General features: G+C 71.8%; 11 protein-coding genes. 5 read left to right on the forward strand and 6 right to left on the reverse strand.

Annotated features, from left to right (window positions below; all coding sequences use genetic code 11):
* Positions 1-2: 2 nt before the first annotated feature.
* From AB0L65_RS21175 to AB0L65_RS21200, 6 genes are read right to left on the reverse strand one after another with little or no spacing between them, the layout of a single operon-like run.
* Positions 3-806, reverse strand: a complete 804-nt coding sequence (locus AB0L65_RS21175) for an ABC transporter ATP-binding protein (protein WP_364247920.1) — start codon at positions 804-806, stop codon at positions 3-5.
* On the reverse strand, positions 803-1,723 hold the full coding sequence (locus tag AB0L65_RS21180) for an ABC transporter permease (RefSeq protein ID WP_364247922.1): 921 nt from the start codon (positions 1,721-1,723) through the stop codon (positions 803-805). The genes AB0L65_RS21175 and AB0L65_RS21180 overlap by 4 nt, the downstream gene beginning before the upstream one ends.
* Positions 1,720-2,736 carry an ABC transporter permease gene (locus AB0L65_RS21185; protein WP_364247925.1) on the reverse strand — a complete coding sequence of 339 codons (1,017 nt, stop codon included), beginning with the start codon at positions 2,734-2,736 and terminating at the stop codon, positions 1,720-1,722. The genes AB0L65_RS21180 and AB0L65_RS21185 overlap by 4 nt, the downstream gene beginning before the upstream one ends.
* Before the next feature lie 2 nt (positions 2,737-2,738).
* Entirely contained in the window at positions 2,739-4,364 is a 1,626-nt protein-coding gene (locus AB0L65_RS21190) for an ABC transporter substrate-binding protein (protein ID WP_364247927.1), read from the reverse strand.
* 23 nt (positions 4,365-4,387) lie between these two features.
* On the reverse strand, positions 4,388-5,968 hold the full coding sequence (locus AB0L65_RS21195) for a hydantoinase/oxoprolinase family protein (protein WP_364247930.1): 1,581 nt from the start codon (positions 5,966-5,968) through the stop codon (positions 4,388-4,390).
* On the reverse strand, positions 5,961-7,058 hold the full coding sequence (locus AB0L65_RS21200; protein WP_364247933.1) for a DUF917 domain-containing protein: 1,098 nt from the start codon (positions 7,056-7,058) through the stop codon (positions 5,961-5,963). Before AB0L65_RS21200 ends, AB0L65_RS21195 begins: the two co-directional genes overlap by 8 nt.
* Positions 7,059-7,137: 79 nt before the next feature.
* Between AB0L65_RS21200 and AB0L65_RS21205 the strand changes: the two genes are divergently transcribed.
* The 5 genes from AB0L65_RS21205 (at position 7,138) to AB0L65_RS21225 (ending at position 13,365) form a co-directional block, all read left to right on the forward strand.
* Positions 7,138-7,572 carry an RpiB/LacA/LacB family sugar-phosphate isomerase gene (locus AB0L65_RS21205; protein WP_355199435.1) on the forward strand — a complete coding sequence of 145 codons (435 nt, stop codon included), beginning with the start codon at positions 7,138-7,140 and terminating at the stop codon, positions 7,570-7,572.
* A 15-nt stretch (positions 7,573-7,587) separates the two neighbouring features.
* Complete coding sequence (locus tag AB0L65_RS21210) at positions 7,588-7,812, forward strand: hypothetical protein (RefSeq protein ID WP_350728090.1); 225 nt, start codon at positions 7,588-7,590, stop codon at positions 7,810-7,812.
* 190 nt (positions 7,813-8,002) lie between these two features.
* Positions 8,003-9,166, forward strand: a complete 1,164-nt coding sequence (locus AB0L65_RS21215) for an amidohydrolase (protein ID WP_364247936.1) — start codon at positions 8,003-8,005, stop codon at positions 9,164-9,166.
* Positions 9,167-9,193: 27 nt separating this feature from the next.
* Positions 9,194-11,701 carry a Tex family protein gene (locus tag AB0L65_RS21220; protein WP_364247939.1) on the forward strand — a complete coding sequence of 836 codons (2,508 nt, stop codon included), beginning with the start codon at positions 9,194-9,196 and terminating at the stop codon, positions 11,699-11,701.
* Between the two features lie 458 nt (positions 11,702-12,159).
* Complete coding sequence (locus tag AB0L65_RS21225) at positions 12,160-13,365, forward strand: hypothetical protein (protein WP_364247942.1); 1,206 nt, start codon at positions 12,160-12,162, stop codon at positions 13,363-13,365.
* Positions 13,366-13,401: the final 36 nt, after the last annotated feature.

Here is a 13,401-nt window from a genome sequence, read left to right on the forward strand (position 1 = left end):
GGTCACGGCAGCGCCTCCAGCAGCTCGCGCGTGTACGGATGGGACGGCTCGGCCAGCACCCGCGCGGCCGGCCCCGACTCCACCACCGCGCCGTCCTTCATGACCAGCACCCGGTCGGCGATCGTCGAGACGAGGGCCAGGTCGTGGGAGACGAGCAGGAGCGCCAGCCCGCGCTCCTCCCGCAGCCTGCGCAGGACGCCGACCACCTCGGCCTGCACGGTCACGTCCAGCGCGCTCGTGGGCTCGTCGGCGAGGATCACCTCGGCGCCCAGGGCGATGGCCAGCGCGATGGCGAAGCGCTGGGCCTGGCCGCCGGAGATCTCGTGGGGGTAGCGGCGCAGGATCTCGCGGTCGAGCATGACCGCCTCCACGGCCTCCCCCATGATCTCCTCCAGCCGTCCCTTCCCGGCTGCGGGTTGTGGAGGGGTGCCGTCCTTCGGGCGGGGGCGGGGGCCCGCGGGCTTGCCGACGCCGTGGAGCTTGAGGGCGCGGCGCATCAGGACGCCGAGGCGGGTGGCCGGGCTGAGGGCCGCCTGCGGCGACTGCATCACGAGGGCCACCCTGGCGCCCCGGATCTCGCGGAGCCTGCGGGGTGGCGCCGTGAGCACGTCGACGCCGCACACCCGTACATGACCTGAAATTTCGGCATCTGGGGTGAGGCCCAGCAGCGACATCAGCGTGGTCGACTTGCCCGAGCCGCTCTCCCCCACGATCGCGACGCACTCGCCCTCGCGCACGTCCAGCTCCGGCACGTCGGCCACGACGCGCCCGCCGTAGCGCACCCGGAGGTCGCGCACCTCGATCATCTGACCGCCCTCGTGTCTATGGTCGCGGCCGCTTCGGCACTCGTTGGCTTCGCTCTCTCCTGCCGAGCTCCTCCGCTCCGGGGGTCAAGCGCGTTGCGCAGCCCCTCACCCAGGACGTTGAACGCGAACGCCGTCACCAGGATCGCCAGGCCGGGGAACGTGACCACCCACCAGTTCGTGGTGAAGAGCGTCTGCCCCTGCTGCACCATGAGCCCCCACTCCGCCGTCGGCTCCTGCGCGCCCAGCCCCAGGTACGACAGCGCCGCCGAGGTCAGGATCACGCCGCCCGCGTCGAGCGAGAGCTGGACCAGGACGGGCGTGAGCGAGTTCGGGAGGACGTGCCTGAGGATGATCAGCGGCGCGGGCACGCCGAGGCACCGGGCGGCGTCCACGTAGCCGCGGGTGGCGATCGAGGCCGCCACGGAGGCCGCCAGCCGGGTGTACCAGGGCCACCAGGTCACGGCGATGGCCAGGATGACCGTGTTCACGCTGGGCTGGAGCACCACGGCCAGGGCCAGGGAGAGCAGCAGCGCGGGGAAGGCCAGGAAGATGTCCGTGATCCGCATGATCACGTCCCTGATCCAGCCGCCCGCGTACCCGGCGACCACGCCGAGCGTGACCCCGATCACCGCCGACACGGCCAGCACGGCCACGGCGATGAACAGGGAGGTGCGGCCGCCGTACAGGACTCTGGTGAGCACGTCCCGGCCGACCTGGTCGGTCCCGAACCAGTGCGCGGCGCTCGGCGGCTGCAGGTTCTCCAGCGGTTTGACCTGGTCCACCGGGTACGGCGCGAGCCACGGCGCCAGGATCGCGGCCAGGACGACCAGCACGATGAGCACCGCCCCGAACACGGCGAACCGGCCGGGGATCCTGGGCAGGAAGGTGCACCGCAGCGGCGCCTCGACGCTCGTCATCGGGCCCTCGCTCGCGGGTCGACGAAGCCCTGGAGGATGTCCACGACCAGGTTGGCCAGCACGTACACCAGAGCCACCAGGAGCGTGACGCCCGCGATGGCCGGGGTGTCCAGCGACTTGATCGACTCGGCGGCGTAGCGGCCCAGGCCGGGCCAGTTGAAAACCGCCTCGACGAGGAAGCCGTTGACGATCGCGTACGCGAAGACCAGGGCGATCAGCGACAGGACCGGGTTCAGGGCGGGCCGGAGGGCGAACCTGGTCAGGATGGACGTCTCGCCGAAACCGAGCGCGCGCTCCAGCTTGGTGTGGTCCTGGCCGGACTCCTCGATGAGCGCCGCCCTGGTCATCTGGGCGATCACGCCCGTGGGGTAGGCGGCCACGACCAGCGCGGGCAGCACGAGGTGCTGGAGCGTGCTGGTGAAGATGGGCCAGTTGCCGGTGATGAGGGCGTCGACGATCGTGATGTTCGTCCAGAGGGTGAGCGGGCTGGTGGTGTCGAGCGAGGAGTCGTACTCGCCCGCGATCGGGAACCAGCCGAGGTTGCTGGCGAAGACCGTCTGGAGGGCCAGGGCCAGCCAGAAGACGGGGACGGAGACGGCCAGCATGCTGCCGACCCGCACCCCCAGGTCCGGAAATTTCGCCTTGTAGCGGGCGGCAAGCACTCCGACCGGAATGCCCACGACGACCGCGACGAGCAGGGCCGTGCCGACCAGCTCCAGCGAGGCGGGGAACGCCACGTAGAGGTCGTCGAGCACCGGTTGCCGGGTGCGCAGGCTGACGCCCCAGTCACCGGTGAGCAGGTCGCGCACGTAGTTGAGGAGCTGCACGGGGATCGGGTCGTCGAGCCCGAACCGCGTGCGCGCCGCCGCGAGCTCCTCGGGCGTGGCCTTCGGCCCGGCGAACGCGACCGCCGGATCCCCCGGCACCAGCCGCATCACGACGAACGTGAGCACGACCACGCCGGACACGACCAGGAGGGCCTGGCCGAGCCGGCGGGTCAGATAACGCGACATCGTCAGCTTGCGCGCTTCTTGAGGTCGTAGAAGAAGACCACGTTCGGATAAGCGGGGTTGTCCACGTATCCCTCGACATCGGACGTCAGCGCGCGCTGGTAGGTCTGCACGTACGGCACGGCCACCGCCGCCTGGTCCTGGATGATCTTCTTCTGCAGGTCCTTGTACGCCTGGTCGGCCTTGAGCTGGTCAGTGGCCGTGAGCTGCGGCAGCGCGTCGATCGCCGTGTCGATGGCGGAGTCCTTCAGGTACGACAGGTTGAACTGCGGCTTGTCGGCGCTCTTGAACACGTTGACGTACCAGGAGTAGGCGTCCGGATAGTCCGGGTACCAGTACATGACGAAGATGTCCTGGCCCTGCTTCTTGCCCAGGTCCCACTGCGCGCTCCAGGTCATCGGCTTGGCCTGCAGCGTCACGTTCATGCCCTTCAGCGCCGAGCTGAGCAGCGTGACCAGCAGCTTCTGGTCGTCGTCGCCCTGCGCGTAGGTCATGGTGAGCTTGAGCTCGGGGTTGTCCGGGCCGTAGCCGGCCTCGGCGAGCAGCGCCTGCGCCTTGGCGAGGTCCTGCTTGGGCTCCATGTCGTTGGCGTGGCCGAGCAGCCCCTGCGGCACCAGGCCGTTGGCCTTCTGGCCGGAGCCCTTCAGCGCCGCCACCAGGCCGTCGTAGTCGATCGCGTACTGCAGGGCCTGCCGGATCTTGACGTCCTTCGCCGGCCCGCTCGCGGTGTTGAACAGCACCAGCAGGTTCTGGAACGACGGCGAGGCGGAGGTCTGCACGTTCGGGGTCGTCCCGGCCTGCTGGAAGAGCTGCGGGTTCAGCCGCTGGACGAAGTTGACCTCGCCCTTCTGCAGCAGCTGCCAGGCCGTGGTGATCTCGGGGGTGACGCGGTAGGCGACCTTCTTGTACTGCTCCGGCTTCCAGCCGCCCCAGTAGCCCTCGTACGCCTTCAGCGTGAGCTCGGTCTCCTTGCCCTTCTGCCAGGAGTCGATCGTGTACGGGCCGGTGCCGGCGTCCGACTTGCCGTCCTTGTCCACGGCGTTCACGTCGTAGATGTAGGCCGCGTAGCCGGAGGAGGCCACGAGGTCGAGCGGGGTGGCGTACTTGAGCGTGAACTTCAGCGTGGACGCGTCCACCGCGTCGATCGTCTTGACCGCGTCCCAGATGTAGGCGGCGCCGCCCTTCTTCTCGATCGTCCGCTCGATGGCCTTCTTGGCGGCCTCGGCGTCGAGCGCGGCGCCGGAGTGGAACTTGACGCCCTGCCGCAGCTTGAACGTCCACTCCTTGCCCTCGTTCGCCGAGGTCCACTCGGTGGCCAGGCGCGGCTCGGCCTTCTTCTCCTGGGAGTTGTACCTGGTCAGGCCCTCGTAGATGTTCTGCATGGCGACGATCTCGTTGGAGTACGAGGTCGCGGGGTCCCAGTCGGTGACCACGTCGAGGTTCGGCACGTACACGAACGTGCTGTCGTTGGCCTGCGCGGCCGGGGAGGCCGCCGGTTGGCTGCTGCCGCTGCTCTCGGCCGGCTTGGGGGTTCCGCCGGCCCCGCGCACCTGACCGCCCGCGCACGCGGATGCGGTCAAGGCCAGGACACCGGTGACCCCGGCGACGAGCAGACGCTTGTGCCAGCTCATGAAGGGGGGATCCTTTCGGTCTGTCACCGGGCGAGTGGTCCGGCTGCTTTGACGTGTACCCGCACGGCGGGCTCGGAGAGGTAGCTCAGCGGCACCTCGAGGAGGTCCACGATCTCTACGCCGGAGGGATCCGCCCCCGCCGCGACGGCTCGCGCCGCCGCCTCCTCTTTGGCCCTTTCGATCGCTTTTGACCGGCTATCTCCCGCAGGCAAGATCGTATCCACTCTGCCACTCGCGAGTGCGATGGCGGCGCCCACGGCGTTGGCCACTTCGGCGTGCTCGGGGCGGACGACCCGGCTCGCGCCGGGGATGGCGTCGGGCAGCAGGAAGGCCCCGCCACCCACCGCGACCAGGGGTCTGTCCGTTTTGCCGAGCGCCATGCGGTCCACCGCGTCGATGATCATCTCGTCCGCGATGGCCACCGCTCTTTGCAGGGTGTCTGCCATTCTTTCCGACATGTCACCCGAGTCGCGCGCCCGGACGGCGGACTCGAGGCGCTCGCGCCACCCGGCCGCCTCGTCCGGGGTCCGGCCCGCCGCCACGGCCGCGTCGGTCATCGTCACCGTGAAGCCGCCGAACACAAGCGCCTCCTCGACGATCCGGTAACCCACCGAGTCGGGGCCGATGCCCGGATTGCGGACGACCGTGCCACCGCCGAGCGCGATGGCCAGGATGTCGGGCATGCGGAAGTTGGTCAGCACCCCGCCGATCTCGACCGCCGCCGCGGACTCCCTCGGGAAGCCGCCGGCCAGCACGCCGAGATCCGTGGAGGTGCCGCCGACGTCCACCACGATCGCGTCCGCCACCCCCGACAGGTACGCGGCGCCGCGCAGGGAGTTCGCCGGACCCGAGCCGATCGTGGAGACCGGCAGCCGGGCGGCGTGCTCCAGCGTCATGAGCGTGCCGTCGTTCTGCGCCAGGTAGGGCTTCGCGCCCAGGCCCCGTTCGGCCAGCGCGGTGACCAGGGCCTCGGTCACGTGGGCGGCGACGCCGTACAGGGCGGCGTTGAGCACGGTGGCGTTCTCGCGCTCCAGCAGCCCGAGCGAGCCGATCTCGTGGCTCACCGAGACCGGCAGGCCGTACTCGGCCTTGATCAGCTCCTCGACGACGCGCTCGTGATCGCCGCTGGCCGGGCTGAACACGCCGGTGACCGCCACGGCATCGGCCTCCAGGCCGTCCAGGAAGCGGCGCACGGCGTCGAGCCCCGGCGGGCCGATCTCGCGGCCGTCCACGTAGTGGCCGCCGGGCACGATGGCCTCCCCCGCCGAGACGGCCGCGCGCAGATCGCCGGGCCAGCCGGACAGCGGCGGGACGGAGGTGGTGGCGGGCGCGCCGAGCCGCAGCACGGCGACGCGGCCGAGGTTGCGCCGCTCGAGGAGGGCGTTGGTCGCGTGCGTGGTGCCGAGCATGACCCGGCCGATCCGCGTTCGGCCCTCGTCCTCGCCGAGCTCGCCGAGGACCGCGTCCAGGGCGGCCCGCAGCCCTTCCGTCACGTCGGGGGTGGTCGGGCGCTTGGCCTTGGCGATCACGCGGCCGTCGGCGTCGAGCACCACCGCGTCCGTGTTCGTGCCGCCGACGTCGATCCCCACCCGCAGGTCAGCCATGCGCCGTCAGCTCCTCGACGGGAACGTAGTCCAGGTCGTATCCGAACGCCCGCGGCCCGGCCGTCTCCAGGCCCTTGGGGGTGCGCCAGAGCGGGTCGCACGGCCAGGCGAGCACCGTGACGCGCTGGCCGTACCTGAGCCCCTCGGTCTGGACGGCGGCGGCCGTCTCGGTGTCCACGACGGTGATGAGGTCGGGCACGATGGCCCGCACCCGGCCGTCCTCCAGGGCGACCAGGTTCTCGTTCTGCAGCTCCAGGGTGAGGCGGCGGCCCCGGTCCTCGCCGGTGCCCTCGATCGTGGCCGTCCCCCGCACGAACCCGCCCGTGGTGCGCCGCTCCACGTCCGTCAGCTTGCCGGTGATCAGCCGGGCGGCGCCCAGGCTCCCCTGGAGCGCGCCGAGCGGGTCCGCCGCGCCCTCCGTGGCCCTGCCGATCTCGATGGCGCGGGTCACCGTGCCCTCGATCACCGCGCCTCTGGCCCGTACGGTGGTGAGCACGTAGTCGGCCATCAGCGCGGACGAGCCCGCGGCCACGCAGACCGCCCTGGCCAGCCGTTCCGACCAGAGGCCGTCGACCGGGCGGATGGTCACCACGTTGCCGACGATGTCAGACATGATCACCAGGTCGGCCGGCAGCCCCGCCACGTACATCGACACCATCTGGACCTCGGGGAACGCCCGCCCCATGCCGTCGGCGTCGAGCAGCGGCAGGCCGAGCCGGGCGGCCCAGGCGACGGGCGCGACCCCGTTGGAGCCGCCGATCTCGGAGGACATGATCGCGCTCGGCGAACGGCCGAAGAGGCGTTCGATCTCCTCGGCGATGCGCTTGGGCTCGTCCGCGCTGTGGATCATCTCGTGGCTCACGGTCGGAGCCCCGATGCCGGACAGCGGCACGATCAACGCGTCGTCGTCCAGCTCGTCCAGGCCGATCAGCGGGACCTCGCCGTACTCGCGGACGGCCCCGATCGCCGCCAGCGATCCGGTACGCACGTCACCACCGCCGCCGGTACCCAGGACGGCGCACCCACGGGCGAGCGCCGGAATATCGCTCTCGTCAATATTCATATGGCGACACAACCAAGCACACTTCATCTCATTTAGCCAGTCCAGGGCATGTGCTGGCGTCTACGCCGCGGCCCTTGATACACCTGAGGTCGGAACGGGAGGGCACATGCGGATTTCGGTGGCCGCCGACAGCAAGGACGGGGTGGCCGAGCGGGTCGTGTCGGAGCTGCGCAGGCGGGGGCACGAGGTGGTCACCCACGGCGCGCTCAGCGAGGAGGAGCGCGACGACTGGGCGTGGGCCTCCGAGCTGGCCGCCCGCGACGTGCGCGAGGGGCGGGCCGACCAGGCGGTGGTCTGCTGCTGGACCGGCACGGGCGCCTCGATCGCGGCGAACAAGGTGCCCGGGATCCGCGCGGCGCTGTGCGTGGACGCCTACACGGCCGACGGGGCCAGGAAGTGGAACGACGCCAACGTGCTGGCGCTCAGCCTGCGGCTCACGTCCGAGGTGGTGCTCGACGAGATACTCGACGCCTGGCTGGCGGGGCGGCCGAGCGCCGAGTCCGCCGACGTGGCGAACATCTCCCACCTGGACGAGATCTGACTAATCTGTATAGGCATGCCGAACTTACACTGTACGCACTGCGGTGAGGAGGGGCTCGAGGCCGGGTTCATCCGAGACTCGGGCGAGAACTCTCCGGGCTTCGCCAGATGGGTCGAGGGCGCGCTGGAGCGCGGGATCTTCGGCGGTGCCAAGCTGATGGGCCGGCCGAAGTGGGAGATCGACGCCTACCGCTGCCGATACTGCTACCACGTGGAGCTTTTCGCGGCCCGCAGGGACTGAGCGCGGCGCTTTTCGCGGCCCGCAGGGACTGAGCGCGGCGCTTTTCGCGGCCCGCCGCGACTGAGCGCGACCGTCCGCGGCCGAGAAGCGGTGAGGTCTTTCGCGGGTCGCCGCCCGAGAACGTGAACAGTCGTGACCGATCCCGGCCGGGAGGCGGAAATCGTCGGCGCCGCCGTTTAGGGTGCTTGCCATGACCGACGTGCTGCTCCGCGGCGGGCACCCCTGGGGGCGCGACGCCCCCGCCGACATCCTCGTCCGTGACGGCCGGATCCACCTCGTCGCCCCGGGCGTCGAGGCGCCGGGCGCCCGGATCGTGGACATCGCCGGGCAGCTCGTGCTGCCCGGTCTCGTCGAGGCGCACTGTCACCTCGACAAGACCCTCTACGGCGGCCCGTGGGTCCCCCACTCGGCCGACGACACGCTGGCCGGGCGCATCGGAAACGACCTCGGCCGCCGCACGGAGCTGGGCGTGCCGAGCGCCGAGCGGATCGGCGCGCTGCTGGCGCGCATGAGCGCGGCGGGCACGGCCCACGTCCGCACCCACACCGACATCGACCCCCAGGTGGGGCTGCGGGGTGTGGAGGCCGTGCTCGAGGCGGCCGCCTCCTCCCCCGTCGACGTTCGGCAGGTGGCCTTCCCCCAGCACGGCGTGCTGATCAACCCCGGCACGGCCGAGCTGCTCGAAGAGGCGCTGAAGAGCGGCGTGGAGGCGGTCGGCGGGCTCGACCCGGCGGGCATCGACCGCGACCCCGTACGCCACCTCGACCTGGTCTTCGGCCTGGCCGAGCGCTACGGCGCCCACCTCGACCTCCATCTGCACGACGGCGGGTCGCTCGGCGGGTGGGAGCTCGAGCTCATCACCGAGCGCACCCGGGCGCTGGGGCTGGGCGGCCGGGTGACGGTCAGCCACGCTTACGCGCTCGGCCAGCTCGACGACGCCTACCAGGACCGCCTGGTCCAGGGGTTCGCCGAGGCGGGCGTCGCCATCGCGACCGCGGCCGTCTACAGCTTCCCCGTGCCGCCGATCAAGAAGCTGCGGGCCGCGGGCGTCACCGTCGCCTGCGGCCACGACGGCATCCGCGACCTGTGGGGGCCCTACGGTAGCGGCGACATGCTGGAGCGGGCGATGCACGTCGCCTACCGCAGCACGTTCCGCAGGGACGAGGACATCGAGCTGGCGCTGGAGGCCGCCACCTACGGCGGCGCCCGCGCGCTCGGGCTGGAGTCGTACGGCCTGTCCCCGGGCGACCGGGCCGACCTGGTCGTGGTGCCGTGCGGGGGCGCGGCGGAGGCCGTGGTCGTTCACCCTGCGCGCACTCTGGTCATGAAAGACGGCGTCGTCCTGCACAATTGACCGGCGGGACCATCGAAAGGCAGGCAAGTGCTCTCTATTCACCAGCGGATCGCGGCAGAGCTGGGCGTACGCGACGGCCAGGTGCAGGCGGCCGTCGAGCTGCTCGACGGCGGCGCCACCGTGCCGTTCATCGCGCGATACCGCAAGGAGGTCACCGGCACCCTCGACGACGCGCAGCTGCGCACGCTCGAAGAGCGCCTGCGCTACCTGCGCGAGCTGGAGGAGCGGCGGGCGGCGATCCTTGAGTCGATCGAGTCTCAGGGCAAGCTCGACGACGAGCTGCGCGAGCAGATCATGGCGGCCGAGACCAAGGCCCGGCTCGAGGACATCTATCTGCCGTACAAACCCAAGCGGCGCACCAAGGCGCAGATCGCGCGCGAGCTCGGCCTGGAGCCGCTGGCCGACCAGCTGCTCGGCGACCCGACGCTCGACCCCGCCGCCACGGCCGAGGGCTTCGTCGCCGAGGGCGTGGCCGACGCGGGCGCGGCGCTGGAGGGGGCCAGGGCGATCCTGATCGAGCGGTTCGCCGAGGACGCCGACCTGATCGGCGGCCTGCGCGAGCAGCTCTGGAGCCGCGGGCAGCTCGTGTCCAAGGTCCGCGAGGGCAAGGAGGAGGCGGGGGCCAAGTTCTCCGACTACTTCGAGTTCGGCGAGCCGTTCACGAAGCTGCCCTCGCACCGGATCCTGGCGATGTTCAGGGGCGAGAAGGAGGAGGTGCTGTCGGTCGCGCTGGAGCCGGACGACAGCCCCGAATACGAGATGCGCATCGCGTCCCGGTTCGGCGTCTCCGACCAGGGTCGGCCGGCCGACAAGTGGCTGGGCGAGACCGTGCGCTGGGCCTGGCGCACCCGCATCCTCGTGCACCTCGGCATCGACCTGCGGATGCGGCTGTGGCAGACGGCCGAGGACGAGGCGGTGCGGGTCTTCGCGACCAACCTGCGCGACCTGCTGCTCGCCGCCCCCGCCGGGAGCCGGGCGACCATGGGCCTCGACCCCGGTCTGCGTACGGGGGTCAAGGTCGCCGTGGTCGACGCCACGGGCAAGGTCGTCGAGACCGCGACCATCTACCCCCACGAGCCCAAGCGGCAGTGGGACCAGTCGCTGGCCGTCCTGGGCGCGCTCGCGCAGCGCCACGGGGTCGAGCTGATCGCCATCGGCAACGGCACCGCCTCCCGCGAGACCGACAAGCTGGCCGGTGACCTGGTCAAGCACATGCCGTCGATCACCAAGATCGTCGTCTCCGAGGCCGGGGCCTCGGTCTACTCGGCCTCGCCGTACGCGTCGCAGGAGCTGCCCGAGCTCGACGTGTCCCTGCGCGGCGCGGTCTCGATCGCCCGCCGGCTCCAGGACCCGCTGGCCGAGCTGGTCAAGATCGACCCCAAGTCCATCGGCGTCGGCCAATATCAGCACGACCTGGCCGAGTCCAAGCTCTCCCGCTCGCTCGACGCGGTGGTCGAAGACTGCGTCAACGCCGTCGGGGTCGACGTCAACACCGCCTCGGCGCCCCTGCTGACGCGCGTGTCCGGCATCGGCTCCACGCTGGCCGAGAGCATCGTCCGCCACCGCGACTCCAACGGCCCCTTCCGTACGCGCGCCGCGCTCAAGCAGGTGCCCCGGCTCGGGCCCAAGGCGTTCGAGCAGTGCGCGGGCTTCCTGCGCATCCGCGAGGGCGACGACCCGCTCGACGTGTCGAGCGTGCACCCGGAGGCCTACCCGGTGGTCCGCCGGATCCTCACCTCGGCCAAGACCGACCTCAAGACGCTGATCGGCAACACCGCGGCCCTGCGCTCGATGAAGCCGGAGACCTTCACCGACGAGACGTTCGGCCTGCCGACGGTCACCGACATCCTGCGCGAGCTGGAGAAGCCCGGCCGCGACCCGCGTCCCGCCTTCAAGACCGCCGTCTTCAAGGAGGGCGTCGAGAAGCTCTCCGACCTGTCCTCGGGGATGATCCTGGAGGGCGTGGTCACCAACGTCGCCGCCTTCGGCGCCTTCGTGGACATCGGCGTCCACCAGGACGGCCTGGTCCACGTCTCGGCCATGTCGCGAACCTTCGTCAAGGACCCGCGTGACGTGGCCAAGCCCGGCGACATCGTCCGCGTCAAGGTCCTCGACGTCGACATCCCCCGCAAGCGCATCTCCCTGACCCTGCGCCTGGACGACGAGACCCCCGCCCAGTCGCAGGGCGACGGCTCCCGCCGAGGCGGCGGCCGCGGAGAGGGCAACCGCGGTGACGGGGGTCGCGGCGACGGCGGCCGCAGAGACGGTGCGCGTGGTGACGGTGCACGCGGCGACGGCGGGCGCGGCGACGGGAAGGGCAACGGCGGCCAGCGCGACCGCACCCAGGGCCGCGGCGACGACCAGCGCGGCCAGAAAGACAGCGGCCGTGGGGACGGCGGCCGTCGCGGCGGAGGCGGCGGAGGCGACCAGCGCGGTCGCGGAGACGGCCAGCGCGGCGGCCAGCGCCGCCAGGACCGCCCGGCCCCCTCCGGCGCCATGGCCGAAGCCCTCCGCAAGGCAGGCCTCACCGACTGACCCACCACCAACCCACATGGCCCCTCCGCGGAACCACTCCGCGGAGGGGCCATCGCGTCCCACCCCACCGCCCTCCCTCCGACGCAGCCGATACAGCACCGCACATACACCCACCACCCGACACCGCCCGCGCAAGGGATCACGGGCGCGCCACCCCACCGCCCACCCGTCGGCGCACCTGACTCGCCGCCTCGCGCACACCCGCCGGATACCGCCCGCGCGGGACGCACCCGCACACGGACCGCTGAATGCGGCCAACCGGAGCCGCCGGCGCGAAGGAGGCGTCGCTTCTGCCTCCCGGGCGGAGCGCGCCGCACCCGCACGCGGACCGTTGATGCGGTCACCTGGGGTCGTTCGCGTGGAGGTGCCGTGTACGGCTTGCGTCGATGACCTGGGCCGGGCGGCCGGGCAGTGTGCCGACGCGCGTCGCGGGCCGGCCGGGGCGATACGGTCGAAGAGTGAGCACGACAGCCTTCACCACAGCGATCGCCCAGGCCCGCGACCTCCTCCGATGGTGCTCGCCGCTGAGGACCGAGCTGTGGGCGGCGCGGCTCGCCGCCGATCTCGAGCCGGACCAGGTGGAGCCCTTCCTGCGGCAACTGTCCGAGGACGGCAGCACGGAGGCGCGGCTCGCGCTTGCGGCCCTGGCGGCGGTCGACCCGGCCGCCGACGCACGCCCGGCGCCCGACGCAGGACCCACGTCCGACGCGCCGCATGCAACCGAGTCGCGGCCCATAGCCGACACGGGTCCCACACCCGACGCGACGCAGGCAGCGGATTCGCGGCCCATAGGGGACGCGGGTCCCACGTCCGATGCACGGCCCGCGTCCGGCGAAAGTCCTGTGGCCGATGTGGGCCCGGAGTCCGGAGCAGATGCTCGGGGCGGGGCGGGCTCTCAGGGCCAGGCGGCGGCGAGCGTGTACGTGAGGGCCGCTGACGGCGTCGTGGAGACGCTGCCCGGGTGGGTGCGGCGGATGGGGCGGGTGGCGTGTGAGGGCGGCTGGTACGGCAAGGCGGACCCGTACGGCGAGCAGGCCCTCGCGGCCCTGTCGTTCCGGTACGAGAACGGCAAGGAGCCACACCTCCTCGTCGTCGCCATCGACCAGGTGAACGGCGGCCTGGCGGTGGACGCGGTGGTCGAGGAGGTGAAGTTCCTCGACGACCTGGGCCTGCGGGCCGAGGATCCGGGGGCGGTCGCGGGGCGGGTGCTGGACGCGTTCGAGCTGGGTGACCGGATCATGGGGGCGCTGGTCGCCGACACGCTGCCCGCCGTGCGGCCGGTCGCGCTGTCCAGGGCCCGCGCGGTGCCCGATCTCGTACGTCCGGCGCCCGACGACACCGTGAGCCGGTTCCGCGAGTTGCCGGACCTGCCCGGGGCGCGGGAGGCGTTTGAGAAGCTTGCCGAGTTCGTGGGTGATCGTCCTCTGTGGTGGAGCCCGGCGCGGGTCACCCAGTTCCTGACGTCCTGGTTGCCCAGGGAGGCCATCCTGTCGGAGGCGGGGATCGCGGCGATGCCGGAGGTGGTGCGGGCCTGGAGCCGGTTCTGCGGAGCGCATCCCGCGGTGCTCGCCCAGGTCGAGGCGGACGCGCCCCGGCTGCCTGCCCTCATGGCCGACGAGTCCTTGGCGAGCCTCGGCAAGCGCATCGCCAAGAACCGCCTCTGACGCCGGCGTCCCGATGCCCCCAGAGGCACGCCGGCG

Source organism: Nonomuraea sp. NPDC052116, assembly GCF_040680035.1.
In the GTDB taxonomy this organism is placed as follows: domain Bacteria; phylum Actinomycetota; class Actinomycetes; order Streptosporangiales; family Streptosporangiaceae; genus Nonomuraea; species Nonomuraea angiospora_A.